Origin of the sequence: Halomonas sp. YLGW01 (assembly GCF_014840935.1) — a bacterium.
Classification (GTDB): domain Bacteria; phylum Pseudomonadota; class Gammaproteobacteria; order Pseudomonadales; family Halomonadaceae; genus Onishia.
Genome location: NZ_CP062005.1, coordinates 2,148,381 through 2,172,327, shown reverse-complemented (window position 1 = coordinate 2,172,327; position 23,947 = coordinate 2,148,381). Strand labels below are relative to the sequence as shown.

The following is a 23,947-nucleotide window of genomic DNA, read 5'->3' as shown; positions in this document are numbered from 1 at the left end:
TACCGGCGCGTTGCCCTAGGCAACCGCTCCCAATGCTGAGATCGATGAGGGACTCGTTACATGTCTACCGTCACCCATGAAGAAACCCTGGGCTTCCAGACCGAAGTCAAGCAGCTGCTGAATCTGATGATTCACTCCCTGTACTCCAACCGGGAGATCTTCCTGCGTGAGCTGATTTCCAACGCCGCCGATGCCTGCGACAAGCTGCGCTATCAGGCCCTGGACAACGATGCGCTCTACGAAGGTGACAGCGAACTGCGTGTCGAGATCGAGCATGATGCCAAGGCCGGCACCGTGACCGTGCGCGACAACGGCATCGGCATGAGCCGCGACGAGGTGATCCAGAACCTCGGCACCATCGCCAAGAGCGGTACCGCCGACTTCCTCAAGCAGCTCTCCGGCGAGCAGCAGAAGGACGCGCGCCTGATCGGCCAGTTCGGCGTCGGCTTTTATTCCGGCTTCATCGTCGCCGATGAGGTGAGTGTTCGCACCCGCCGTGCCGACCAGCCCCATGATGCCGGCGTCGAGTGGCGCTCCAAGGGCGAGGGCGAATTTACCATCGCCGATATCGACCGCGAGGTGCGTGGCACCGAGATCGTCCTGCATCTCAAGGAAGACGCCCAGGAATACGCCGACGACTTCCGCCTCCAGAACCTGGTGCGCAAGTACTCCGATCACATCGAAGTGCCGGTGCGCATGCCCAAGACCGAGACCGCCAAGGACGACGAGGGCAATGAGGTCGAAGGTAGCGAGGTCACCACCTGGGAGACCGTCAACGAGGCGACGGCGATGTGGGTGCGCCCCAAGGCCGAGATCAGCGACGATGAGTACAAGGCGTTCTACAAGCATGTCTCCCATGACTTCAGCGACCCGCTGACCTGGAGCCATAACCGGGTCGAGGGCAAGCTCGACTACACCAGCCTTCTGTACGTGCCGGGCCGCGCGCCCTTCGATCTGTACGAGCGCGATGGAGCCCGTGGCCTTAAGCTCTACGTGCAGCGCGTCTTCATCATGGATGACGCCGAGCAGTTCCTGCCGCTGTACCTGCGCTTCATCAAGGGCGTGGTGGATTCCAAGGACCTGTCGCTGAACGTGTCCCGCGAACTGCTGCAGCAGGACCCGCAGGTCGACAAGATGAAGGCGGCTCTGACCAAGCGTGGCCTGGACATGCTCAAGAAGCTGGCCAAGGACGACGAGCAGTACCAGACCTTCTGGAACACCTTCGGCACGGTGCTGAAGGAAGGCCCGGCCGAGGATCATGCCAACCGCGACAAGATCGCCGCACTGCTGCGCTTCGCCTCGACCCACACCGACAGCGCGACCCAGGATCAGTCGCTGGCGGCCTACGTCGAGCGCATGAAGGAAGGCCAGCAGAAGATCTACTACATCGTGGCCGATAGCTTCAATGCGGCCAAGCACAGCCCGCATCTCGAGATCTTCCGCAAGAAGGGTATCGAGGTCCTGCTGCTCTCCGATCGCATCGACGAGTGGCTGATGAGCCACCTCACCGAGTTCGACGGCAAGTCCATGGTCGACGTCGCCAAGGGCGAACTGGATCTGGGCGAGATCGAGGACGAGGACGAGAAGAAGGCACAGGAAGAGACCGCCAAGTCCAAGGAAGACCTGGTCAAGCGCGTCAAGGAGGCCCTGGGCGAAGAGGTTCAGGAGGTCAAGGTCACCCATCGCCTGACCGACTCCCCGGCCTGCGTGGTGCTGCCGGAACACGAGATGGGCTTCCAGATGCGTCGTATCATGGAGGCCGCCGGCCAGCCGATGCCGGAGGTCAAGCCGATCCTCGAGCTCAACCCCGAGCATGCGCTGGTCGGTCGTCTGGAAGGCGCCGAAGGCGAGGCCTTCAGCGATCTGTCGCGCATCCTGCTCGACCAGGCGATCATCGCCGAGGGCGGTCATCTCGATGATCCGGCCGCCTACGTCAAGCGCCTCAATGCGCTGCTGATGGCTTGAGCGCCATGTGCTGATCGCGCGTACCTGTTACGCGCGTGGTGAGTCATCGCCAACCCTGCCAGGTCCGCCTGGCAGGGTTTTTTATTTTGTGCAGTGCAATAATTCTCGGTGATTCGGCCAATGCCTGATAGGCTTGCCCGCAAAGTGTCACCGGGCCTGGTCGGACACGTCTTGCCATGGCCCTTTCGTAGTGCCCCGGACGTTGCAAAGGGGCACCGTGTTCAAGGACCGTCGTGGAACGGCGGTCTTGATCGAGCATTAGCGGAGTCCTGATGATGCGCTACCTGTTACCTTCGTCTTTCCTATCGTCGTTCCAGCGTCGTCGGCCCTGGCCGGCGGCGCTGCTGATCCTGAGTCTGGGCGTCGTGGCCATGCCGCCGATGGCGGTCTCTCACCCCGTGGCGCCGGATGAGGCCGGCGTCGAGCTGCCGGCCTCGGACGCTCGGCTGCCGGATCTTCGCCAGTGGCCGGCGGGGCCACAGCGCAAGGATGCCTTCCTCGAGGTGCTGGTGCCGATCGTCGAGGTCGAGAATTCGCGCCTGGCCGCCCGCCGCGAGTGGCTGCTGGCGCTGAACGAGCGGAAGGCGCCCTTGAATGCTGCCGAACGTGAGCGGGTGGCGGCCCTGTGCGTGGAGTATGCGCTGGACTGCGTGCCGGGCGAGATCAGCCAGGCCTTGCTCAAGCGCGTCGCACCGCTGCCGCTGGAGATGGTCGCGGTGCAGGCCGTGGAGGAATCCGGCTGGGGCACCTCGCGTCTGGCGCGTCAGAACAACAACCTCTTCGGCATGCGGGCCAGCAGCGGCCGCTACCAGTCCTTCGACAGTGTTCAGGAGGCCGTGCGCGCCTATCTCAAGAACCTGAACACCCATGGCGCCTATGCTGAACTGCGCTCGCGTCGGGCGCAGCTGGCCGACGAAGGCGACGTGTCTCCGGAGGCGTTGATTGCCACCCTGGACGATTACGCCACCCGCCCCGACTACCAGGACGTGTTGCTGTCGCTGCTGCGCACCAATGCCGAGCGAATTCGTCGCCATGTCGGCGATACGCCTGCCTGATCGGATCGGCTGACCTGATAGCCGATAGCCTGTGCTGCCTGCAGGCAGCGTTCAGGTCCTGCCTCAGCGTTCAGACGCTGTCCCCTTGGAAGACGCCTTCCCCGGCCTGGTGCCGTGGGAGGCGTCGTCGTTTCGATGGTCATCATGGCCAGAGCGTTGAGAGCCTCATGCTGCATTGCAGGGCGACCTGGCGTGCGAGCATCTATGCTTGCAGGGGGCAATGCGGTCCAGAGCACTTCAGTTCCGGGCTGTTCAGTTCAGGGCAGTCGACGGAGGTGGTCATGGTGCGCCAGTCAAGCAATGCACGGTTGCGTCTCTGTGACGCCAGGGACGATGCAGCGGCCCTGTTGCTGATCGATATCCAGCAGGCCATCGATGACGTCGATCTTCACGGCGCGCACAGCAACCCGGCCCTCGATGACCGGCTCGATGAGCTGCTGACCTGCTGGCGCGGCGGTAATGGACACATCGTTCACGTGCGTCACTTCTCCCATACCCCCGGCTCCCCCTATCGCTCCGGCCATGCCGGGGCCGATTTCAAGGCCTGCGCCATGCCCCTGGCCGGGGAGCGTGTCGTCACCAAGCACGTCGAGAGCCCCTTCATTGGCACCGACCTCGACACCTGGTTGCGCCGCCACGGCGTGTCGCGGCTGGTGGTGGCCGGTGTCGCCACCGGTCATGCCGTCTCCACGGCCGCGCGCCATGCCCATTGCCTCGACTTCGGGGTGGTGGTGGTCGCCGACGCCTGTGCGAGTTTTCCGCTCGATGATGATGAAGGGCGCCGCTGGTCTGCCGATGACGTCCAGCGGTTCAGCCTGGCGCTGCTGGGCAGTCATTACGCGCGTATTGCCTCGACGCGGGAGGTGGTACAGCAGTTCTGATGAGGCCGAAGGCAGTTGCTTAGGCACGTCGGTTAGCGGTGCCAACTGTCAGTGCTAGATCGGCAATAAGGCTTTTGTTATGGCATTCATAATGATTTAGCGAGGTTTGGAGTGGTGAGCTTTTCGTTATTTATCAGTGGCTTAAATGTCGAATGAAATATAACAGTGATGTTATATATGGCATAACTATCTCTTTATAAAGGTTTTTTCTTGCAATCCCTGGCATTTTTGTTGCTTCCTAAAAAGATTGCGAACTGGCAGTGAATCAACAGCGTCCGTACGTCCTTGGGCGTTAGCGCCGGTGATTCCTGCTGACATCGATTCATTCCCGCCCCAGCATGGCGGCCAACTTCGCGACGAGCGTCGCGACAGGGAGGCATAGAGTGAAGATCGGAGCACCCAAGGAGCGGGCCCCGGGGGAAGCGCGCGTCGCGCTGACCCCCGAGAGCGCGCAGCAGATCCAGAAACTCGGCCACGAGTGCCTGGTCGAGGCCGGAGCCGGCGTGGCCGCGGGCTTCGCCGATGCGGCCTATCGCGAGGCCGGCGTGCGCGTGGTCGAGGATGCCGAGGCGCTCTGGGCGCAGGCCGACACCGTGATCAAGGTGCGCGAGCCCACGGACGAGGAAGCCGATCGGCTGCATGACGGCCAGACACTGATTTCGTTCTTCTGGCCGGCCCAGAATGAGGCGCTGCTGGAGCGCTGTCGTTCTCAGGGTGCGACCGTCGTCGCCATGGACATGGTGCCGCGCATCTCGCGGGCCCAGAAGATGGATGCCCTGTCGAGTACCGCCAACATCGCCGGCTATCGGGCGGTGATCGAGGCCGGCAACCAGTTTGGCCGCTTCTTCACTGGCCAGGTCACCGCCGCGGGCAAGGTGCCGCCGGCCAAGGTGCTGGTGGTCGGTGCCGGCGTGGCGGGGCTCGCCGCCATCGGCACGGCGACCAGCCTCGGGGCCGTGGTGCGGGCCTTCGACGTGCGGCCCGAAGTGGCCGAGCAGATCGAGTCCATGGGCGCCGAGTTCCTGTTTCTCGACTTCGAGGACAGTCAGGATGGTGCCGAGAGCGGCGGTTATGCGGCGCCCTCTAGCCCCGAGTTCCGCGAGAAGCAGCTTGAGTGCTTCCGCGAACAGGCCCCTGAGGTGGACATCGTCATTACCACCGCGCTGATTCCCGGCAAGCCGGCGCCCAAGCTGTGGCTCGAGGACATGGTGAAGGCCATGAAGCCCGGCTCGGTGATCGTCGACCTGGCCGCGGAGAAGGGCGGCAACTGCGATCTGACCGTACCCGATCAGCGCATCGTCACCGACAACGGCGTGATCGTGGTCGGCTATACCGACTTCCCGTCGCGGATGGCGACACAGTCCTCGCTGCTTTATGCCACCAACATTCGCCACATGCTGACCGATCTGACCCCCGAGAAGGACGGCGTGATCGATCATGACATGGAAGACGACGTGATCCGTGGCGCCACCGTGACCCACGGGGGGGAAATTACCTTCCCGCCACCGCCGCCCAAGGTGAAGGCGATCGGCGCGGCCAAGCCCAAGCCGAAGGAGAAGGAGCCCACCCACGAGGAGAAGAAGGCCGCCGAGCATGCCGCCTTCGTCGCCCAGACCAAGCGTCAGGTCGGCCTGCTCGCGGCAGGCGGGGTGCTGATGTGGTTGCTCGGCCAGGTGGCGCCGGCCTCCTTCATGCAGCATTTCATCGTCTTCGTGCTGGCCTGCTTCGTCGGTTTCCAGGTGATCTGGAACGTCAGCCACTCGCTGCATACCCCGCTGATGGCGGTGACCAATGCCATCTCCGGCATCATCATCCTCGGCGCCGTGCTGCAGGTCGGCTCGGGCAACTGGCTGGTGGGGCTGCTGGCCGGGATTTCGGTGCTGATCGCGTCCATCAATATCGTGGGTGGCTTCCTGGTGACACGCCGGATGCTGGCCATGTTCCAGAAATCCTGAATCGCGGAGAGTCGAAATGCTGGGTCAAGAGTTCGTTTCTGCCGCGGCGATCGCGGCAAGTGTCCTGTTCATCCTCTCGCTGGGGGGCTTGAGCAATCAGGAAAAGGCCAAGCGGGCGGTGTGGTATGGCATCGTCGGCATGGCATTGGCAGTGGCTGCCACCATGTTCGGCCCGGGCATCGGCGGTTATGGCTGGCTGATCCCAATGATGCTGATCGGTGCCGCTATCGGCACCGTGGTGGCCAGGAAGGTCGAGATGACCGAGATGCCGCAGCTGGTGGCGGCGCTGCACTCCTTCGTCGGCCTGGCGGCCGTCTTCGTCGGCTGGAACGCCGATCTGGAGCGACGCCGGGTACTGGCCGCGCGGCTCGCGGAGTCCGGCACTGAGGGGTTTTCCGCCTTCGCCGCCACCCTGGCGCACAAGACGCCCGCCGAGCTGACCTTCCTGCAGGTCGAGGTGGTGCTCGGGGTCTTCATCGGCGCGGTGACCTTCACCGGCTCGGTGATCGCCTTCGGCAAGCTCGCCGGCAAGATCGATGGCAAGCCGCGCCAGTTCCCGGGCGGTCACTGGCTGAATGCCGGGGCGGCGATTCTGTCGCTGGTGCTGGCCATCGCCTACCTGAACGGTGCCGGCTTCTGGACCCTGCTGCTGCTGGCGCTGCTGGCATTCTTCGTCGGCTGGCACCTGATCATGGGCATCGGCGGCGCCGACATGCCGGTGGTGGTGTCCATGCTCAACAGCTACTCCGGTTGGGCGGCGGCGGCCATCGGTTTCACGCTCTCCAATGATCTGCTGATCGTCACCGGCGCCCTGGTGGGCTCCTCGGGGGCCATCCTCTCCTACATCATGTGCAAGGCGATGAACCGCAACTTCGTCAACGTGATCCTGGGCGGCTTCGGTGGCAGCCAGGGCGAGGCGGCCGAGATCGAGGGCGAACAGGTGGCCATTGATACCGGCGGTGTCGCCAGCGCGCTGAACGATGCCGACAGTGTGATCATCGTGCCGGGCTATGGCATGGCGGTGGCCCAGGCGCAGAATGCGGTCAGCGAGCTGACCCGCAAGCTGCGCAGTGCCGGCAAGAACGTACGCTTCGGTATCCATCCGGTGGCGGGGCGACTGCCGGGGCACATGAACGTGCTGCTCGCCGAGGCGCGGGTGCCCTATGACATCGTGATGGAAATGGACGAGATCAATGATGACTTCGCCGAGACCGACGTGGTGATCGTCATCGGCTCCAACGACATCGTCAATCCGGCGGCCCAGGAGGATCCCGCGAGCCCCATCGCCGGCATGCCGGTGCTCAAGGTCTGGGAGGCCAAGCAGGTCTTCGTCTGCAAGCGCGGCCAGGGTACCGGCTACTCCGGCATCGAGAACCCGCTGTTCTTCAAGGAGAATACGCGCATGCTGTTTGGCGATGCCCGGTCCAGCATCGACACCCTGGTGCCGATGATCGACTGAGCCAAGTGGGGCAGGGTGTCTCGACAGCGTGCCCCGGCCAAATAGCTCCCGAGCGGAGAGGCATTTCGGCCTCTCCGCTTTTCGTTACAATGAGCGGATCTATCACTCGTCAATGGATCGAGAATGTCAGATGATCGCTTGAAGGTCGCGGTGCTCGGCGGCGGCAGCTTCGGAACGGCGCTTGCCAGCATCGCCGCCGATAATGGGGCCCAGGTTCACCAGTGGTTGCGGGATGCCGAATTGGCGGACGAGATCAACCGTGACCATCGCAACAGCCACTACCTGCCGGACTACGCCATCAATCCGGCCGTCACGGCCTCCACCGACATGGAGGAGGTGCTCACCGGTGCCACGCTGGTGCTGGTGGCGATTCCCTCCAAGGCCTTCCGGTCGGTGGTGCGTCAGGCGCGTCCCTGGTTGTCTCCGGAGCAGATCCTCGTCAGCACCACCAAGGGCATCGAGGCCGAGGGCTTCAAGCTGATGAGCGAGGTCCTCGAGGAGGAGACCGGCTTCCCGCATCTGGGGGTGATCTCCGGCCCCAACCTCGCCTCTGAGGTCGCCGACAAGCAGCTGACCGCCACCGTGATCGCAAGCGACGACCCCCTGACCCGGGCTCGCGTGCAGAGCGTGCTGGGCTGTGCCTATTTTCGGGTCTATGCCAACAATGACCGCTTCGGCGTCGAGCTGGGCGGGGCCCTGAAGAACATCTATGCCATCGCCGCCGGCATGGCCGCGGCGCTGGGCATGGGGGAGAACACCCGCAGCATGCTGATGACGCGCGCCCTGGCCGAAATGAGCCGCTTCGCCGTGCACCTGGGAGCCAATCCCATGACTTTTCTGGGGCTTTCCGGCGTCGGCGACTTGATCGTCACCTGCTCGTCGAAGCTCTCCCGCAACTATCGGGTCGGCTATGCTCTCGGCGAGGGCAGGACCCTGGAGGAGGCCGTCGATGCCCTGGGGCAGGTCGCCGAGGGCGTCAATACCGTGCGACTGGTGCACGACAAGGCTTCGGAGGAGGGCGTCTACATGCCGCTGGCCGAGGGGCTCTATCAGGTGCTGTTCAATCAGGTGCCGGCCCGCGACATGGCCAAGATGCTGATGCAGGGCGAGCAGAGCAGCGACGTCGAGTTCACCCTGTCCCGCGAGGACGTCAAAGAGGCCTGGCGCCTGGAGGAATAAAAAAGATGCACGAGACTCTGTGGATCATGCGACATGGCCAGGCCGCCCCCGGCCGCCCGGATGCCGAGCGTGCACTCACCGAAGAGGGCCGCCGTGAGGGAGCTGCCATGGCCGACTGGCTGGCGCAACGCCTCGCCGATGAAGAACTGGCCACCCCGCGGGTGCTGGCCAGCCCCTATCGACGCGCCCAGGAGACCGCGACGCTGATGGCCGACCGCCTGGGCGTCGTGGTCGAGACGCTGCCGATCATCACCCCGGACGACCCGGTCGGACCGATCCTCGACTGGCTGATCGAAACCCAGGAACAGACCCCGGGACCGCTGCTGCTGGTCAGCCACATGCCCCTGGTCGGCGTGCTGACGGCGCAGCTCACCGATGGGCCGCGAGCGCCGGGGTTGGGGTTTCCCACCGCGGCGATCGCCCGGCTCGAGAGCGACGTCTTCGCCGCCGGCTGTGCCCGCTTCATCAGCCTCGACGCGCCCGGGCGACACTGACACTCTCGATAGTGTGCTCGCCAGAGCGTCTGATCCTGCGCGCCGCCCGCCAGCGGCGCCTCATCTACGCCACCCCTATTCCCCGTCATTTTCCCTCACTTATTCCCCCAGGAGCGCCCATGACGTTCATGGTCAACAACCGCATTCACGTGGCCCCGGGCTTCGAGCAGGAGTTCGAGGCCCGATTCCGCACCCGGGCCGGCGAGATCGACAAGCAGCCCGGCTTCCTGGCCATGCGGGTGTTGCGACCTCAGGGCAACCAGGCACCCTATGTGGTGGAGACCGAGTGGGAGAGCCAGGACGCCTTTCGCGCCTGGGTCGGCAGTGACGACTTCAAGCGCGCCCACGCCAACCCCATGCCAAAGGAGGCCTTCGGCGAGGGTGGCGGGATCGAACAGTTCGAGGTGGTGATCCGGGCCGACGCCGAGGGGGCGGGCGAGGCCCAGTAGGGCCGTCTTCATCAGCCAGGCTAGATCAGCCCGGCCACGCGCAGGCCGAACACGCCGCCGGTGACGGTCAGGCTGGCGAGCAGGGTGCTGATGGCGATGATGTTGGCGGCGAGCCGCGCATTGCCGTTCATCGCCTTGACCATCACGAAGCTTGCCGCAGCGGTGGGGCTTGAGAAGAACAGGAACATCACCCCCAGCTCACGGCCCGAGAAACCGGCCAACCAGGCGCCGGCCGTCGCCAGTATCGGCAGCACCACCATCTTCATCAGGCTGGCGCTGGTGGCGGTGGTGCTGTCGTTGCGCAGGGCCTTCACGGAAAGCGTCGCTCCCACGCAGATCAGGGCCAGCGGCAGGGTGAGGGAGGCGAAGTAGTCGCCGGTCGTCAGCAGCCAGGCCGGCAGCGCCACGTCCGATAGCGCCACCGGCAGGGCCGCTACCACGGCGAGAATCAGCGGGTTCCTGGCGACTTGCCCAAGGATGCTGCGCCAGTTCGTCGCTTGGCCATCCTGAAAGGTGGTGAGTGCGACCACCGACAGGGCGTTGTAGCTGATGATCACCACTCCCAGAAGTAGCCCGCCGGCCGAGAGGCCGTAGTCGCCATACATGCTGGCCGCCAGGGCCAGTCCGACGATGGCGCAGTTGCCGCGAAAGGCCCCCTGGATATAGACCCCACGATCCGCGCGGCCCACGCGGAAGTGGGCCCAGGCCCAGGCCAGGGCGAAGCTGGCCAGGGTGGCCAGGGCGAAGTAGCCCAGCATGCTCGGGTTCAGGCTTGTCTCGAGGTCGGCCTGGACGATGCTCATGAATACGAGGGTCGGCATGGTGGCCTTGAACACCAGTGCCGAGGCGGTGGAGACGAAGGCTGGATCGATCCAGCCACCGCGCTTGAGGCCGATGCCGATGAAGACCATGGCGAACACCGGCAGGGTGACGTTGAGGGTGTGCTGGAAGACCGCGAGAAGGTTCATGCGCGATACGCTCCCTAGGCCGCCAGCCATCGACCGACGGCGATCGCCGCGATCACGGCGGCGAAGAAGAGGGCGTTGCGCAGGCGAGTGTCTCGAGGAGGGCGCGGCTGGGACAAGAGGATCTCCAAAAAAGGCTGTTGGGCTGCAGGACCGCTCTGCCGAGCTGGCAGGACGAAGGGATGTCGGGAAATCAAACATCCGTTTTAAATTGACCCCGCTGCGGGTAGATTAGGATGGTAAGCCGTTAGCTTGCTAGTTGCCACTGACCAGGATGATGCCATGCCCCAGCGACAAGATGCTGTTCCAGCCGATGCAGCCTCACTCGGTCGGCCGGATGATGTGGTCGCCAAGCCGCCGCTGGTCTTTGCCCATGCCAATGGCTTCACCGGGCGCAGCTATGAAAGCCTGCTGGCGCCACTGAACGAGCGGTTCGCCGTCTCTGCCCTCGAGCAGCTCGGTCATCACCCGCGTTTTCCGGTGGGACGCAACTGGCTAGCGCTGCGGGACGAGCTGCTGGCAAGGCTGCCCGACGATGGCGAGCCGGTGATCGGGGTCGGGCATTCGATGGGCGGGGTGCTGATGGCGATGGCCGCCGAGAAGGCGCCCGAGCGCTTTCGCTGCGTGGTCGCCCTGGATCCGCCGTTGATGCTGGGGCTGGATGCATTGGCCATGAAATTCGCCAAGCGGACCGGGCTGGTCGACCGGGTCACCCCGGCGGGGCGTAGCCGGGGTCGCCGGGCGTACTGGCCGGATCGCGAGGCGATGCGCCAGGATCTGCGGCGCAAGGGGCTGTTTCAACAGTTCACCACCGAGGCCTTCGATGACTACCTTGCTGGCGCTGCAACACAACGAAACGAGGGCGGGGTGGCCCTGGCCTTTTCCCCCGACACCGAGGTGGCGATCTTCCGTCACCTGCCCGATCATCTGCGTGACCTGCCCGGGCGGCTCGAGGTGCCGCTGGTCCTGCTGGCCGGCCGCGAGTCGGATCTGCTGACCGCTCGTCGTTGTCGCCGGCTCCGCCGCCATGGTATTCCGATCACGCTGGTGCCTGGCGGCCATATGTTTCCCATGGAGCACCCCGAGGCCTGTCGGCGGGCCCTGTGTGCCACCCTCGACCGTCTGCTGGAGCCTTGCTGATGAGCCCGACCGAACTGCACCTGGATGAAGGCCGCCTGGCGGCCCTGGCCTGGGGCGAGCCCGAGGCGCCGACCTGGCTGGCCCTGCACGGCTGGCTCGATAACGCAGCGAGCTTTTCCCGCCTGGCGCCCTTGCTGGTCGAGACGCTCGGCATTCGTATCGTGGCGCTGGATTTCGCGGGCCATGGTCACTCACGGCGCCACCCCCCGGGCGTCGACTATGCCATCTGGGACTACTGCCATGATGTCCTCGATGCCATGGCGAGTCTCAAGCTCGAGTCGGCGCCGCTGCTGTCGCACTCCATGGGGGCCGGGGTGGCCTGTCTGCTGGCCGCGGCCCTTCCCGAGCGAGTCGAGCGGCTGATGCTGATCGACGGCCTGGGGACCCTGAGCACACCGGGACGGGACACCGCGCTGCAGCTGCGCAAGGGGTTGCTGAGCCATCGCCGGCGCAGCTCGCCGTCGCCACGCTATGCTGATATCGAGAGTGCCGTCGCCGCCCGGGTCGCGGGTGGCGTGACGCCCATCGATACCGAGACGGCCTGGCCGCTGGTCGAGCGGAATCTCGAGCGGTTGGACGATGGTCACGTCCGGTTGCGAACCGATGGCCGCCTGATGCGTCCCTCGCTGGTGCGCTTCTGTCCCGAGCAGGTGGAGGGCCTGATCGCCGCGATCCAGGCGCCCACGCTGTTGATCGAGGGCGAAAAGGGCATCCTTGGCGAGCGTGCGAGCGCCCGACAGGCGCGGGCGACGTTGGCGGGACTCGAGCGCCGGGTTTTGCCGGGCGGTCATCACCTTCACCTCGAGCGCGAGGCGCTGGCCGAGGTGGCCGTAAGCATCGCACAATGGTGGCAGATGGCCGCTTGCATGAGGGTCGAGCAGTGAGTGGCCGGGGACAGTCCTGGCCAGGAGGGGCGCGATGAACGGCAAGGCAAAACTAGGCAAGCGGGTCGCTCTGGTACTGGGCAGCGGCGGGGCGCGGGGCTATGCCCATATCGGCGTGATCGAAGAGCTCGAGGCTCGGGGCTATGAGATAGTGGCCATCTCGGGCTGCTCGATGGGAGCGCTGGTGGGGGGGATCCATGCCGCCGGCAAGCTCTCCGCCTACCGTGACTGGGTGTGCCAGCTGGATTATTTCGATGTGCTCAAGCTGGTCGATGTGACCTGGAGCCCGATGGGCGCGATGCGGGCTAACAAGGTGATGAGCAAGCTCGCCAGCCTGATCGGCGAGACGCGCATCGAGGATCTGCCGGTGCCGGTGACCACCGTGGCCACCGATCTGGTGCGTCAGCGCGAGGTGTGGTTCCAGAGCGGCTCGCTGCTGCAGGCGATCCGGGCCTCCATCGCCGTGCCCGGTATCATCACTCCGGTGCATGTCGGCGATCAGGTGCTGGTCGATGGTGGCCTGATGAACCCCCTGCCGATCATTCCCACCGTCTCGGCGCAGGCCGATCTGGTGGTGGCGGTCAACGCCACGGCTCACAGCCCGCGCCCGGTCACCCTGGAAGAGCTGTTGCCCGCCGAGGAGCTGGCCGAGGAGCTGGCGCGTGAAGAAGCCCTGGAAGCCGAGGGGCGGGGCTTTGCCGGCTGGGTAGACGGGGTGCGTGGCCGGGCTCAGCGCCTGTTCAACACAGGCTTCGGTAACGGGAATGGCAACGGCACTGAGGACGGCGAGGAGGCCCAGACTCCTCAGGCCGCCAGCCAGCGTGCCTGGGGCAAGCTCGACATGATGTTGGCCTCTTTCGATATCACCCAGGCGGCACTTGCCAAGTACAAGGTGGCGGGCTATCCACCGGACGTGCTGATCGAGATTCCCAAGACGGTTTGTGGGGCCTACGAGTTTCATCGTGCCGAGGCCTTGATCCAGCTGGGTCATCATCTGGCGGAACAAGCCATCGAGCGTTTCGAGGGCCCCGCATCGAACCGGGCGAGCGCTCGGCGCCTCGGGGCGGTCGAGACGCCCGTGGTCACGCCGGCGGCCGGGGCTGGCCCCGAGGGCATTTTGGAATCGTCGTCGGAGACTCCCGAGCCTGGCGAGCCCACCGGCTCCTAGCGACCCTCGCGGCGGCGCAGCAGCACGTAGACGGCGCCGCTGCCGCCGTCCAGTTCCCGTGCCGAGCAGAAGGCCAGCACGCTCGGCCATTCCCGTAGCCAGGCATTGACGTGGCTCTTGATCACTGGATAAGCGTCGGGCCCGCTGGCGCTGCGTGCCTTGCCATGGACGACCAGCACGCAGCGGGCGCGTTGGGCCTGGGCTTCGGCGAGGAAGCTCTCGAGCTCGGCACGGGCCTCGTCGACGGTGTAGCCGTGCAGGTCGAGGCCCGCTTCCCAGGCAATGGCCCCGCGTTTCAGTTGGCTGCGGGTGCGCTGGGGCAGGTCGGGGACGGTGAAGTCGAGCCATTCGGAGGGGCGTACCGGTTCGACCCGACCGTCGCTGGTCCGGCTGCTGAGCTGGTAGCTGTCGGCCTCGAGGGCCGCGGCGCGGCGTTCGGCCAGGGCCTCTCGGCGACGCTCCCGGGGCTTGCCCGGGTCGGCCCGATTCGAGCGCATCGGCTTGACGCCCGCCTCGGCCAGGGCCTGGCGAAACAGCGAAACCTCGTCGTCGTCCGGGTGGCCGCGGCGCTGACTCATGTTGCTCCCCGTGGATTATGTCGAATGGGTAAATGACGGCTCAGTATAGCGGCTTGGTGGCGACTGTGAACCGGGCGGCGGGCCGGGTACAATTCTAGGCTGACTCTCCATTCGACCAATCACAGGACGACGCGTGGCCGCTTCCCGACCCGATGCCGACTCGACCCTGACTCTCGATGATCGCGAGATCGCCGAGGGCCTGTATACCCTGCGCGACTGCCTGCGCTGGGCGACCAGCGAATTTCATGTCCATGGCCTGTTCTTCGGCCATGGCACCGCCTCGCCCTGGGACGAGGCAGTGGCGTTGACACTGGGTGCCCTGCACCTGCCCTGGGACGTGGATCCTTCCGTGCTCGAGGCGCGGCTGCTGCCCATGGAGCGTCGGCGCATCGTCGGGCTGGTGCGTGCGCGCATCGAGACGCGCCGGCCGTTGCCCTACCTGCTCGGTGAGGCCTTCTTCGCGGGCCTGCCGTTCAATGTCGATGAACGGGTGCTGATTCCTCGCTCACCGATTGCCGAACTGATCGAGCATGGTTTCGCCGCCTGGTTCCCCGAGGAGCCGCCGGCCCGGGTGCTGGATCTGTGCTGCGGCTCGGGCTGCATCGGCATCGCCACCGCCCTTAACCTGCCGACCGCCGAGGTCGACCTGGCCGATATCAGCGCCGATGCCCTCGAGGTGGCCAAGGCCAATATCACCCGCCATGACGTCGGTGCGCGGGTGCGGGCCGTGGCCTCCGATGTCTTCGACGGTCTGGGCGGCCAGCGCTATGACCTGATCGTCTCCAACCCGCCCTACGTGGATGCCCGGGACCTCGCCACCATGCCGGCCGAGTTCGGCCACGAGCCGGCGCTGGCGCTGGGTGCCGGTGATGACGGCCTGGATATCGTGCGTCGCATCCTGCGCGAGGCCAGGGGCCTGCTCACCGACGAGGGCGTGCTGATCGTCGAGGTCGGCAACTCCGATCGCCACCTCGAGGCGGCCTTCCCGGAGGTGCCTTTCCTGTGGCTGGAGTTCGAGCGCGGGGGGCAGGGCGTCTTCGTGCTGACCGCCCAGGAACTCGACGCCTATGCCGCATTCTTCGCCTGAACCGCTGATACCAGAGCCTTGAGGAACGTCAATGTCCGGTAATACCTTCGGCAAGCTGTTTACTGTTACCACCTTCGGCGAGAGCCACGGCCCCGCGCTGGGGGCCATCGTCGACGGCTGCCCGCCGGGCATCCCCTTGAGCGAGGCCGACCTGCAGCGCGATCTCGATCGCCGCCGGCCGGGCACCTCGCGCCACACCACCCAGCGTCGTGAGCCGGATCAGGTACGGATCCTGTCCGGGGTCTTCGAGGGCGTCACCACCGGCACCGCCATCGGCCTGATGATCGAGAACACCGATCAGCGCTCCAAGGACTACTCGAAGATCAAGGATCAGTTCCGTCCGGCTCACGCCGACTACACCTACCACCACAAGTACGGTCGCCGCGACTACCGGGGCGGTGGGCGTTCCAGCGCCCGGGAGACCGCCATGCGCGTGGCCGCCGGGGCCATTGCCAAGGCGTATCTGGCGGCGCAGGGCATCAGCGTGCGCGGTTACATGAGCCAGCTCGGCCCACTGACCATGGAGTTCAAGGACTGGGCATCGGTCGAGCAAAACGCCTTCTTCTGCCCCGACCCCGACCGGGTGCCGGAGCTTGAAGCCTACATGGATCAGCTTCGTCGTGATCAGGACTCGGTGGGTGCCAAGATTACCGTGGTGGCCGAGGGCGTTCCGGCCGGGCTCGGTGAGCCGGTCTTCGATCGCCTGGATGCCGAACTCGCGCATGGCCTGATGAGCATCAATGCGGTCAAGGGTGTGGAGATCGGCGATGGCTTCGCGGCCATCGCCCAGCGGGGCAGCGAGCATCGCGACGAGATGACCCCTGAGGGTTTCCTCTCCAACCATGCCGGCGGCGTGTTGGGCGGGATTTCCTCGGGCCAGCCGTTGATTGCGCACCTGGCCCTCAAGCCGACCTCCAGCATCACCCTGCCGGGGCGCTCCATCGATGTGCACGGTGCACCGGTGGAGGTGGTGACCAAGGGACGCCATGATCCCTGTGTGGGGATTCGCGCCACCCCGATCGCCGAGGCCATGATGGCGCTGACGCTGATCGATCATCTGCTGCGTCACCGGGCGCAGAACCTCGACGTCACTGTCGACACCCCTCACCTGCGTTGAGGGGGCGGGGGCCGCATGGCGGCCCCTTGGCTGCTAGACTGAGATGAAATTCCTCAGTCTGGCTATGTCCATGAAGATTCATCTCGAGTTTGACCTCACGCCTGCCGAATTCCGCCAGTCTCTGGGCCTGCCCGATGTGGAGGCGTTCCACAATGAGCTGATGTCTCGCATCCAGCAACAGATGGACGCCGGTGCCGAGGGCTATGATCCCATGAGCCTGCTCCAGCCCTTCCTCAAGACCCCCTTCATGCCCCCCGCTTTCCAGGACTCGCTCAAGGGCAATTTCCAGGAAAACCTCTCTCAGAGCATGACCAGCTTCGGCAACTATCAGCAGATGATGCTCGACATGCTGCGTCAGGCTCAGGCGGCCTCCAGCAAGCCCCGTGGAAGTGATGAGAGTGAAGGGAGTGAAGGGAGCAACACGGCCGATACGGGCAAGGCGGCCGACGAGCCAGCCAGCGCTAGTTCCCGGTCGCATCGCAAGAAGTAGTGCGGCCTATTGCATGGGCGCGCGTCCAGGACTACGCTTTGTGCAGTGCAGCAATCAGGGCGTGCGCCCACCCCGATGACCCATGGAGGATGAAGCCATGCAGGACAAGACGTTCACCGAGTTCACGGAGCAGGCCGAGGGCTTCTTCGCACCGATGCGCAAGATTAATGGCCTGATGCTCGACAACATGGAGAAGCTGACCCAGTTCCAGCTCGAGTCCATGAAGCGTTACAGTCAGTTGGGCACCGAACGGTTGCGGGATGCCAGCGAGGTCAAGGATCCCGAGGCCATGCGCGACTTCGGCACCCGCCAGACGGAGATGATGAACGAGCTCTCCACCCAGTTGCTCAAGGACGCCGAGGCGATGACCGAGTTGAGTCTCGAGTTCAAGCGCGAGATGGAGAAGGTTCTGACCGACATCTCCGAGACGGCCGGCCAGCAGGCCACCTCGGCGACGCAGGCGGCCAGTGAAAGGATGGCTGCCGCCACCGAGCAGGCCGCTCAACAGGCTACGCAGGCCACACAAGCCACTGCACAGGCGCCGAAGGAGGCAGCCAAGCCGTCTTCCAGCGCGACGAGCAAGCGCGGTGCTTCGGCCAGTGCCAAGAGCACCACATCCAGCAAGACTGGCGGCACAGGCGGACGCAAGACCTCCTGAACCCGCTGGCAGAAGAGGTCTCCCCGCTGGACCTCGTGTCGCCCATGTCCGGAACACGCCCTGCGTCTTCCGGGCATTGGCGTGTTTGAGACAGCGTGTATGAAGCAGCGTATGTGATACAAGAATGGCAGCGAGGACGGCCACCTTTCTCGATCACCGGGCATGAGGCATGCAGGAGACCCCGAGATGCGGGTGATGCCAGGGCCTTGGGTGGCAAAGGGATTGACCAGCAGGTGTGGAATCACGCAGGGCTTCGATCACAGGAGTGAGCAATGCAGTCAGGTTTTCAAACGCAGTCGGCGTCCGAACTTCAGGAATGGACCGAGCAGCTAGAAGTGATTGGTCAGGAATATCAGGTGCTGATGCAGGACATGCTGGCGCGGATGCTGCCCGGAGAGGCCGGCAAGTGCATCTACGATGACATGCGCGAGAGCTTTCGCGCCGGCGTCGAGGCCCTGATCAGCGATCCCGAGGCGCTCGTCAATGCCCAGCTGCGCCTCGCCCAGGATCAGATGCAGCTCTGGCAGCAGGGGTGGCGAGACCTGGCCGGCGAGGAGACCGAGCCGCTGATCGAGCCGGGCCGTCACGATCGACGCTTCAAGGACGAAGCCTGGCGGAAGGAGCCCTTCTACCGAGGGCTCCTGGAGCAGTACTTGCTGTTCTCGCGCTTGGTCGAGGACATGGTCGGCAACCTCGATAACCTGCCCGCGTCCCAGAGGCGCAACCTGGAGTTCTATGCCCGTCAGTACCTGAGTGCCATCTCGCCCTCGAACTTCGCCTCGACCAACCCGGAGGTGATGCGTCTGACCATGGAGACCAAGGGCCAGAACCTGATCGAGGGGCTGGCGCAGCTGCGCGAGGACCTGGCCAACTCGGCGGAAGGCATCAACGTCAAGATGACCGATCGCAGCGCCTTCACGATCGGCGAGAACGTGGCCGTGACGCCGGGCGCGGTGGTCTTCGAGAACGAGCTGATGCAGCTGATCCAGTACACCCCGAGCACCGAGCAGTCCTTCAAGACGCCATTGCTGATCGTGCCGCCCTGGATCAACAAGTACTACATTCTCGATCTGCGCCAGGACAACTCCCTGGTGAAGTGGCTGGTCGATCAAGGCCACACCGTCTTCCTGATTTCCTGGCGCAATCCCGGTCCCGAGCAGCGGGATATGACCTGGGCCGACTACATGCAGCTCGGCCCCATCGAGGCGATGAGCGCCATCGAGCAGGCCTGTGGCGAGAAATCGGTCAACCTGCTGAGCTACTGCATCGGCGGTACCCTGACCGCTTCGACGGTGGCCTATCTGACCAGCACGCGCCGCGGGCGCAAGGTGCGCTCGGTGACCTACATGGCCACCCTGCAGGACTTCCGCGATCCCGGCGAGATCGGCGTCTTCCTCAACGAGCCGGTCTTGCAGGGCATCGAGCGACAGCTGGAAGCCGACGGCTACCTGGATGGCCGGGTGATGGCCTTCTCGTTCAACCTGTTGCGCGAGAACGACCTATTCTGGTCGTTCTATATCAGCAACTACCTTAAGGGCGAGCAGCCGGCGCCCTTCGATCTGCTGTACTGGAACACCGACGGCACCAACCTGCCGGCGGGGACTCATGGCTGGTACCTGCGCAACATGTACCTGGAGAACCGCCTGATCGAGCCCGGCGGGATCGAGCTGGACGGGGTCAAGATCGACCTGCGCAAGATCTCCACGCCGAGCTATTTCGTGTCCACCCGCGAGGATCACATCGCCAAGTGGAACAGCACCTATGGCGGCACCCAGTTGCCCAAGGGGCCGGTCACCTTCGTGCTGGGGGGATCCGGGCACATCGCCGGTATCGTCAATCCGCCGCACAAGAACAAGTACGGGTTCTGGACCAATGACGACCTGCCGCCGGAGCCGGAGGCCTGGCTTGACGGCGCCACCTTCAATGAAGGCTCCTGGTGGCCGCACTGGCAGGCCTGGATGACCGACAACGGCTATGCGGATGCCGAGAAGATGGTGCCGGCGCGCCAGCCCGGGGAGGGAGAATTGCCGATTCTCGAGCCGGCGCCGGGACGCTATGTGTGTCAGACCATCCCCGAGGTGCTGGGGCAGGTGGCGCCGAAGGAGGAGGCAGGCTCCTGAGCCTCAAGTGGGCACCTGAGCCCTGATAGTGAGCCCTGATAGTGAGCCCTGACAGTGAGCCCTGACAGTGAGCCCCTGTCAGGGTTCTATGCCTGACACCACGAGGCCCGCCATAGGCGGGCCTCCTTGTGTTCTGGGGCAGTGTCCGACGGGTGTCAGCGGTTCACGGAGCGCGGCGGGCTCAGGTCGCCAGGCGTCGCCGCCGCGAGAGGGCAAGCCCCGGCAACACGAGCAGGGTGGCGAGGAGCCAGACCGGCCAGCTGCCGGTGCGGGTGAAGGGGGTACTGCCCTGCATCGCACGCACCTCGCCAGTCAGGGCGGTAGCGGTGAACTGGGGCGCCTGAGCGGTGATGCGTCCCTTGTCATCGATGATGGCAGTGACGCCGTTGCTGGTCGCGCGCATCACGTAGCGGCCGTTCTCCAGGGCCCTGAGTCTGGCCATCTGCAGGTGCTGCAACGGCCCCAGGGAATCACCGAACCAGGTGTCATTGGACACCGTCAGCAGGATGTCGGCGTTCCGGGCCCGGGCTGCCACCAGGTCGGCATAGACGATCTCGTAGCAGATGGCGCTGCCGATCGTGAGGCCGGCGGCCTGGATCGGCGCCTGGTCTTTTTGGGCCGGCGTCATCGCCGGGGCCGGCAGGTCGAAGAAGGCGATCAGGCCGCTCAGCAGGGGCTCCAGCGGCAGGTATTCGCCGAAGGGCACCAGGTGCGCCTTGCGATACTGTCCGCTGGCGGCGCCGACGCCGATCACGCTGTTGAAATAGCCGCCCGCGTCGCGCTGCAGGATGCCGGTCAGCAGCGCGGTCTCCGGTGCGAGGCCAGCCTGGACACGCTCGAGCAGTGGCCGGGCCTGGTCCTCGAACATCGGCAGGGCCGCCTCGGGCCAGACGATCAGGTCTGTGCCCTCCGCCACCTCGACGGTCATGGTGCTGTAGGTGTTCCAAGCCTGACGCTGCCCCTCTGCGCTCCACTTGGTCAGCTGGGGCAGGTTGCCCTGCAGCATCGCCACCTGGGTGGGGGCCTCCGCGGGGCGTGTCCACTGTCCGGGCAGCGCCAGGGGGATCAGCCACAAGCCGGCGATGATCGCCGCCGGTGCCAGGCGGCGACGCAGCGCCTCGACGCCCAGGGTGCCGGTCAGGGCGGTGATCAGCGACAGCAGATAGACACCGCCGACCGGCGCCCAGGCCGCCAGGGGAGAGTCCACCTGGGAGGTGCCGATCAGCAGCCAGGGGAAGCCGGTGAACAGGTAGGTGCGCAGCACCTCCCCGAGCACCCAGGCCCCGGCGAAGCTGAGGGCCGCCAGGCGGGGCCCGGCAAGGCGCCGATAGAGCCAGAGGGTCACGGCGGGGAAGAGCGCCATGGCGGCGACGAACAGGGCGGTGAGCAATACCGCCAGCGGCATGCTGGTGTAGCCGTAATCATGAATCGAGACATAGACCCAGGAGGCGCCGCTGCCGAAGAGGCCCAGGCCGTAGCTCCAGCCCCTGAGGGCCGCCTGGCCCGGTGTCAGGGCCTGGATGCCCAGGTACACAAGGCCCACCGCGACCGGACCCAGCCACCACAGGGCGAAGGGGGCGGCGGACAGGGTCGTCAGTCCACCGGCGAGTAGCGCGGCCAAGTAGCCGAGCGCCGGACTCAGGCGTCGTTCACTCATCATTGCTCTCTTGTGGCGTCCATGCAGCGTCCTTGAGGATCGGGCGGGCGATCCGTCAGGCGTGACTCGCCTCAGCGTGTTGTCGGTCGGCCTGCTCGGCCTGCAAAAGGCGGATGCGGCGGTTGTCGGCGTTAAGCACCGTGAAGCGCCAGTTACCGAGCTCGGCGAACTCGCCGCGACGAGGAAGATGGCCGAAGCTCTGCATCACCAGACCGCCGAGGGTGTCGAATTCTTCGTCGGAGAAGTCGGTGGCGAAGCGCTCGTTGAAGTCCTCGATCGGGGTCAGGGCGCGGATCGCATAGCTGCCGTCCCCCAGGTCGCGGATGTCTTCTTCCTCGTCGGTATCGTGCTCGTCCTCGATATCGCCGACGATCTGCTCGAGGATGTCCTCGATGGTCACGATGCCCGCGGTGCCGCCGTACTCGTCGACCACCACGGCCATGTGATTGTGCGTCTCGCGGAACTCCTTGAGCAGGCTGTTCAGACGCTTGGACTCCGGCACGAACATGGCCGGGCGCAGGATGTGGGTGAGATCGAAGCTGTCGCGATTCTCCTGACTCTTGCTGATCAGCGGCAGCAGGTCCTTGACCAGCAACAGGCCCTTGACCTCGTCGAGGTTCTCGCCGACCACCGGGTAGCGGGAGTGGCCGGTCTCGAGGATCACCGGCAGGTAGTCCTCCGGCGGCTGATCGGCCGCGATGGCGGTGACCTGGGAGCGGGGAATCATCACCTCGCGCACCTGCTGATCGCTGATCTGCAGGGCGCCCTCGATGATGGTCAGGGCGTCCTGGTCGAGGCGGAGCCGCGGGCCGGCCTCGCGCAGGAACTCTCGCAGCTCATCGCGGGAACTGGGCTCGTCGGCGTCGGAACTGAAGGCGGTGAACAGTTTTTCGAACCAGGACTTGTTGGCCTGGCTACTCGATCGATCTTCACTCATGCGTGGGGTCTCTTTTCCTCGGAACCAAGGTCGAGATGGCGGTCGGCCGCATAGGGGTCTGGAATATTGAAGCCTGAGAGGATCTGCCGTTCGAGGGCCTCCATACGCTCGGCTTCCTCCTCCTCGATATGGTCATGACCCAGCAGATGCAAGGTGCCATGAATCACCATATGAGCGTAGTGAGCCGCCAGTGGCTTGTCCTGTTCGCGGGCCTCGCGGGCCACCACGGCATGACAGATGACCAGGTCGCCGAGCAGCGGAAGCGTCAGGCCCGGCGGCGATTCGAAGGGAAAGGACAACACATTGGTCGGGCGATCGCGATCACGATAATCGCGATTGAGGGTCTGGCTCTCGTCGGCCTCGACGAAACGCACCGTCAGCTCCTGACGCGTTTCGTCTTCATGCTGGTCGAGCACCGCGCTGATCCAGCACTCGAGGTCGACCTGGGAGGGCAGCACCGCGATGGCATCGGCCGCCTCTAGGGCGACCTGGCGATCGACGGTGACTGGCGGAGGTTCACTGATCATGATGACTCCCCGGAGTTTGCAGGGCTCTGATTCTGGCTTTGACGCGCCTGGCGTTCCTCGGCCTGTGCCTCACGACGGGCCTCGCGTTCATCGCGACGCTGGCGTTCGGCGGCTTCCTGCTCGGCCTCGAAGTGATCGTAGGCCTCGATGATGCGCTGGACCAGCGGATGGCGCACCACGTCCTTGGCGGCAAAATGGGTGACGCCGATGCCCTGGGTATCCTTGAGCACGTCGAGCACCTGAATCAGCCCCGAGCTCTGGCCCTTCGGCAGGTCGACCTGAGTCACGTCGCCGGTGATCACGGCGGTCGAGCCGAAGCCGATGCGGGTCAGGAACATCTTCATCTGCTCGCGGGTGGTGTTCTGGCTCTCGTCGAGGATGATGTAGGCATTGTTCAGGGTGCGACCGCGCATGTAGGCCAGCGGGGCGATCTCGATCACCTGGCGCTCGATCAGCTTATTGACCTGCTCGAAGCCGATCATCTCGTAGAGGGCGTCGTATAGCGGGCGCAGGTAGGGATCGATCTTCTGTGCCAGGTCGCCGGGCAGGAAGCCCAGCTTCTCGCCGGCCTCGACTGCGGGGCGAACCAGCAGGATGCGGCGCACTTCCTGGCGATTGAGGGCCTCCACCGCGGCCGCGACGGCGAGATAGGTCTTGCCGGTACCGGCCGGGCCGATGCCGAAGTTGATGTCATGGGCGCGAATGCTCGCGACATAGCTCTGCTGGTTCTGACCGCGGGGCTTGATCAGGGCCTTGGGGGTGCGCAGCAGCAGGTCACCGTCGCCGATGCCGTCCTCGTCTTCCTCGATGGCCTCGAGGCCCGATTCCTGCAGGAAGAGATGCACCATGTCCGGCGTGAGGTCGCTGGCTTCGGTCTCGCGATAGAGGCGCTCGAGGACGTTGGCGGCGGCCTTGGCGCGTGCCGCGGGGCCGGCCAGCTGGAAGCTGTTGCCGCGGTTGCGCAGGGTCACCCCCAGGCGCTCCTCGATCAGCTTGAGGTGTTCGTCACGCTGGCCGCTCAGGTTGGCCAGGCGCCGCGGGTCATTGGGCTCGAGGGTCAGGGTGATGATGCGATTGGCCTGAGAGGTTGTCTGGCTCAAGTCGTGAGGATCCCATGCGTTGGAGAAGGATGACGGCAGCTTACTGCCCGGGATGACCCGGGGGCAATGCTCGCGGCGCCCC

Annotated in this window: 22 protein-coding genes; 16 read left to right on the top strand and 6 right to left on the bottom strand. The window is 65.3% G+C overall.

Going from position 1 to position 23,947, the window contains the following annotated elements:
- Nucleotides 1–60: 60 nt before the first annotated feature.
- From htpG to IEJ03_RS10005, 8 genes are all read left to right on the top strand, one after another.
- Nucleotides 61–1,965: a molecular chaperone HtpG gene (htpG, locus tag IEJ03_RS10040; protein ID WP_192034727.1), complete on the top strand. Its 1,905-nt coding sequence runs from the start codon at nt 61–63 to the stop codon at nt 1,963–1,965.
- Nucleotides 1,966–2,237: 272 nt separating this feature from the next.
- Entirely contained in the window at nt 2,238–3,020 is a 783-nt protein-coding gene (locus tag IEJ03_RS10035) for a glucosaminidase domain-containing protein (RefSeq protein ID WP_242457931.1), read from the top strand.
- Nucleotides 3,021–3,301: 281 nt separating this feature from the next.
- On the top strand, nt 3,302–3,901 hold the full coding sequence (locus tag IEJ03_RS10030) for an isochorismatase family protein (RefSeq protein WP_192034726.1): 600 nt from the start codon (nt 3,302–3,304) through the stop codon (nt 3,899–3,901).
- A 383-nt stretch (nt 3,902–4,284) separates the two neighbouring features.
- On the top strand, nt 4,285–5,856 hold the full coding sequence (locus tag IEJ03_RS10025; RefSeq protein WP_192034725.1) for a Re/Si-specific NAD(P)(+) transhydrogenase subunit alpha: 1,572 nt from the start codon (nt 4,285–4,287) through the stop codon (nt 5,854–5,856).
- 16 nt (nt 5,857–5,872) lie between these two features.
- The gene (locus IEJ03_RS10020) at nt 5,873–7,315 is read left to right on the top strand and encodes an NAD(P)(+) transhydrogenase (Re/Si-specific) subunit beta (RefSeq protein WP_192034724.1); all 1,443 of its coding nucleotides are present in this window, start codon (nt 5,873–5,875) and stop codon (nt 7,313–7,315) included.
- 123 nt (nt 7,316–7,438) lie between these two features.
- Nucleotides 7,439–8,494 carry an NAD(P)H-dependent glycerol-3-phosphate dehydrogenase gene (locus tag IEJ03_RS10015; RefSeq protein WP_192034723.1) on the top strand — a complete coding sequence of 352 codons (1,056 nt, stop codon included), beginning with the start codon at nt 7,439–7,441 and terminating at the stop codon, nt 8,492–8,494.
- Between the two features lie 5 nt (nt 8,495–8,499).
- On the top strand, nt 8,500–8,988 hold the full coding sequence (gene sixA / locus IEJ03_RS10010) for a phosphohistidine phosphatase SixA (protein ID WP_192034722.1): 489 nt from the start codon (nt 8,500–8,502) through the stop codon (nt 8,986–8,988).
- Nucleotides 8,989–9,107: 119 nt separating this feature from the next.
- Nucleotides 9,108–9,437, top strand: a complete 330-nt coding sequence (locus IEJ03_RS10005; protein WP_192034721.1) for an antibiotic biosynthesis monooxygenase — start codon at nt 9,108–9,110, stop codon at nt 9,435–9,437.
- 20 nt (nt 9,438–9,457) lie between these two features.
- Here the strand turns inward: IEJ03_RS10005 and IEJ03_RS10000 are convergent, their stop codons facing one another.
- Complete coding sequence (locus tag IEJ03_RS10000; protein WP_192034720.1) at nt 9,458–10,405, bottom strand: AEC family transporter; 948 nt, start codon at nt 10,403–10,405, stop codon at nt 9,458–9,460.
- A 279-nt stretch (nt 10,406–10,684) separates the two neighbouring features.
- Between IEJ03_RS10000 and IEJ03_RS09995 the strand changes: the two genes are divergently transcribed.
- From IEJ03_RS09995 to IEJ03_RS09985, 3 genes are read left to right on the top strand one after another with little or no spacing between them, the layout of a single operon-like run.
- Complete coding sequence (locus IEJ03_RS09995) at nt 10,685–11,542, top strand: alpha/beta hydrolase (RefSeq protein ID WP_192034719.1); 858 nt, start codon at nt 10,685–10,687, stop codon at nt 11,540–11,542.
- Complete coding sequence (locus IEJ03_RS09990) at nt 11,542–12,426, top strand: alpha/beta hydrolase (protein WP_192034718.1); 885 nt, start codon at nt 11,542–11,544, stop codon at nt 12,424–12,426. The genes IEJ03_RS09995 and IEJ03_RS09990 overlap by 1 nt, the downstream gene beginning before the upstream one ends.
- A 34-nt stretch (nt 12,427–12,460) precedes the next feature.
- A complete protein-coding gene (locus IEJ03_RS09985) occupies nt 12,461–13,594 on the top strand; it encodes a patatin-like phospholipase family protein (protein ID WP_192034717.1) in 1,134 nt (377 codons plus the stop codon).
- Here IEJ03_RS09985 and IEJ03_RS09980 read toward each other — a convergent pair.
- Nucleotides 13,591–14,172, bottom strand: coding sequence for a Smr/MutS family protein (locus IEJ03_RS09980; protein WP_192034716.1), 582 nt, complete (start codon nt 14,170–14,172; stop codon nt 13,591–13,593). The genes IEJ03_RS09985 and IEJ03_RS09980 overlap by 4 nt on opposite strands.
- Nucleotides 14,173–14,305: 133 nt before the next feature.
- Between IEJ03_RS09980 and prmB the strand changes: the two genes are divergently transcribed.
- The 5 genes from prmB to phaC all read left to right on the top strand — a co-directional run bounded on the left by prmB (nt 14,306) and on the right by phaC (nt 19,644).
- A complete protein-coding gene (gene prmB / locus IEJ03_RS09975) occupies nt 14,306–15,259 on the top strand; it encodes a 50S ribosomal protein L3 N(5)-glutamine methyltransferase (protein ID WP_192034715.1) in 954 nt (317 codons plus the stop codon).
- A gap of 31 nt (nt 15,260–15,290) precedes the next feature.
- Nucleotides 15,291–16,376: a chorismate synthase gene (gene aroC, locus IEJ03_RS09970; protein ID WP_192034714.1), complete on the top strand. Its 1,086-nt coding sequence runs from the start codon at nt 15,291–15,293 to the stop codon at nt 16,374–16,376.
- 70 nt (nt 16,377–16,446) lie between these two features.
- Nucleotides 16,447–16,866, top strand: a complete 420-nt coding sequence (locus tag IEJ03_RS09965) for a hypothetical protein (RefSeq protein WP_192034713.1) — start codon at nt 16,447–16,449, stop codon at nt 16,864–16,866.
- A gap of 97 nt (nt 16,867–16,963) precedes the next feature.
- Complete coding sequence (locus IEJ03_RS09960) at nt 16,964–17,524, top strand: phasin family protein (protein ID WP_192034712.1); 561 nt, start codon at nt 16,964–16,966, stop codon at nt 17,522–17,524.
- Nucleotides 17,525–17,796: 272 nt separating this feature from the next.
- Nucleotides 17,797–19,644, top strand: coding sequence for a class I poly(R)-hydroxyalkanoic acid synthase (gene phaC, locus IEJ03_RS09955; protein WP_192034711.1), 1,848 nt, complete (start codon nt 17,797–17,799; stop codon nt 19,642–19,644).
- Between the two features lie 181 nt (nt 19,645–19,825).
- On the opposite strand, the gene lnt is transcribed toward phaC, so the two are convergent.
- From lnt to IEJ03_RS09935, 4 genes are read right to left on the bottom strand one after another with little or no spacing between them, the layout of a single operon-like run.
- Nucleotides 19,826–21,301: an apolipoprotein N-acyltransferase gene (gene lnt / locus IEJ03_RS09950; protein ID WP_192034710.1), complete on the bottom strand. Its 1,476-nt coding sequence runs from the start codon at nt 21,299–21,301 to the stop codon at nt 19,826–19,828.
- A gap of 55 nt (nt 21,302–21,356) precedes the next feature.
- Nucleotides 21,357–22,238, bottom strand: a complete 882-nt coding sequence (locus IEJ03_RS09945) for a transporter associated domain-containing protein (protein ID WP_192034709.1) — start codon at nt 22,236–22,238, stop codon at nt 21,357–21,359.
- A complete protein-coding gene (gene ybeY / locus IEJ03_RS09940) occupies nt 22,235–22,765 on the bottom strand; it encodes an rRNA maturation RNase YbeY (protein WP_192034708.1) in 531 nt (176 codons plus the stop codon). Before ybeY ends, IEJ03_RS09945 begins: the two co-directional genes overlap by 4 nt.
- Complete coding sequence (locus IEJ03_RS09935; RefSeq protein WP_192034707.1) at nt 22,762–23,865, bottom strand: PhoH family protein; 1,104 nt, start codon at nt 23,863–23,865, stop codon at nt 22,762–22,764. The genes ybeY and IEJ03_RS09935 overlap by 4 nt, the downstream gene beginning before the upstream one ends.
- Nucleotides 23,866–23,947 lie beyond the last annotated feature (82 nt).